This window comes from Streptomyces sp. NPDC055140 (assembly GCF_053607285.1).
On record NZ_JBSGTG010000145.1, the window covers coordinates 1 to 2311 of the forward strand.

1 protein-coding gene is annotated in these 2311 nt (G+C 67.5%); it reads right to left on the reverse strand.

Features of this window, described 5'->3' with window-relative positions:
- A partial coding sequence (locus ACWFR4_RS48375) for an SNF2-related protein (protein WP_453658319.1) occupies positions 1 to 2311 on the reverse strand: 2311 nt, incomplete at both ends.

Sequence of the window (2311 nt, forward strand, 5' to 3'; positions counted from 1 at the left end):
GCCGCCCTCGGGCGCGATCTCGATCTTGGTGTCGATCTCGGCGTGGTTGGCGACCCAGTCGTCGAAGTTCTCCACACCTTCGGCGGCGAGGATGTCGGGGCGCAGCAGCTTCATCCACACGTACGCCTCGGCGATCGAGTTGACCACGGGCGTCGCGGAAGCTCCGGTGATCACACGGGCGCCGTACTTGGCCCGCATGTACTCGAGCTTCATGTGCAGGTCAGTCGCGCGGATCGACCCGGCAATCGCCAGACCCGCGTTGTTCGACGGGTTGTACAGATTTTTGAAGTTGTGGATCTCGTCGACGAACAGGTAGTCGATGCCCAACTGCTCCCAGGACAGGCCGCCCTCGCGGATGGAGCGCATCCGGGCGCGCAGGGCCTGCTCACGGACCAGCTTCTTGCCTTCGACCTCCTTGACGGTGTCGTCTTTCTCGGGGTCTTCGCCCTTCGCGATGATCGCGGCGCGGCGACGCTCCAAGTCGCGCTCGAACTCGGCGAGCTGGTTGGCGATGTAGTTCTCGTGCTCGGCCGCGGAGAGAGGGATCGCCTTCATGACGCCGTACGTCATGATGATCGCGTCCCAGTCGCCGGTGGCGGCCTTGGCGGCGAACCGCTTGCGCTTGCGCCTGCTGGAGAGGTCTTTGGTGGAAGCGGTCAGGACCTTCGCACCGGGGTAGGCCTGCAAGAACTCCCTGGTCCACTGCTCGGCCATGTGGTTGGGAACGACGATCGCGGGCTTGCGGGCGAGCCCGAGGCGGCGCAGCTCCATGGCGCCCATGGACATCTCAAGGGTCTTGCCGGCGCCGACCTCGTGGGCGAGCAGCGCGGAGGGCTCGTTGAGGATCCGGGAGACCGCCGCCTGCTGGTGCGGGCGCGGGTCGAAGGCGGTGGACAGCCCCGGGAAGGACAGCTTGGGGGCGTCGTCGTAGTTGCGCAGGACGAAGCTGTTGAAACGGGTGTTGTAGAGGGTGGCGAGGGTGTCGGCCCGCTCCTCGTCCTTCCACAGCCAGTTGCGGAACTCCTCATTGATGCGCTCCGCATACCGGTTGGCGATCGTCGTGGCGGTCATCGCTTCGGCGCGGATCGCCGCCTTCTCCGCGGCAGTGGCCTTCTCGGGGAAGTACGGCTTGATGCGGATGGGCCGCTGGTTGAGCAGAGCGCGGGCGATCTGGACCGCGTTCATCTCCTCGGTGCCCCACACCGCTGTCGTCATGACGTTCGTCTCGACGCGGCAGTCGAGCGTCCACGTCGATCCGGCGGCCCGCTCCACCTTGATCGACTCATCGCGCAGCAGCTGGCGCAGGAACTCCTGCACGTAGGAGGCGTCCACCCACGGGGCGCCGAGCTTGACGCGGATCTCGTGGGACGGGATGTCCTTGAGTTCGGTGTCTTTGACCTTCTGCAACGCGTCGACGTTCGCGGCGAACTGCGCATCGACGGCGGCGGCGTCCTGAGCCTGGGCGAGCTTGAGGCGGACGTTGCCCGACAGGTACTCGGCGGCCAGCACCAGCCGGTCGGTGTGGGGCTCCTGAAACACCACCCCGACCAGCGCCGCACGCGCGGCCTGCTCGCCGTCCAGTTCGAGCAGGCGGGCGACGACGTCGAGACGTATCTCGCCGTGCAGGTCGAGGCTGATCGCGGCGGCTTCTTCAGCGGTTTCCGCCCGCTCGGGCAGGGTGCGGGGGGCGGAGACGCGCTGGGTGAAGATCTCGGACTTGCGGGCGGTGCCCGTCTCCTCGTCATAGTCCTCAAGGGCGTAGACGAGCGGGGCGTGCGGGTCATCGGCGAAACCGCCCTGCGGCGGGGGGACCCGCGCCCAGACCTTGAGCTTCCCGGCGTCGCGCAGCTCATCGCGCACCGACTGCAGTTCGGCCAGGCTCTCGCGCAGTGCGGCCGGGGCCTTGGTTGCGTTCCAGCCGAGCAGGACCTGCAGGTCGGCTTCTGTGAGGACGCCATCGCCGAGGTTTTCGATGGCGGCCTGCTGCTTGGCCCCGAGGCGCCCAGAAACCTCCAGGGCCGCGTCCTGCAGTCCTTCGGACAGCTCCTCGGGCACGTCGTCCCAGGCGAGCTTGCGGGTGCGCTCCTGCCGGGTGAAGCGGCTGACCGGTCCGAACTTCGCGACGTACGCGTCGTAGTGCGCGTTCAGGGTTGAGCGTAGGAAGGTGAGCCAGGCGTAGTCGGCATCCGGGGAGGTTTCCGCGTCCAGCAGATCCGAGACGGCGTCGCGTATCAGCAGCAACGCCTTGAGTTCATCGCGCTGGGTCTTGGGGCAGGCGTGCGGCTCGCTGTCTTCCAGGCGCGCGGACCAG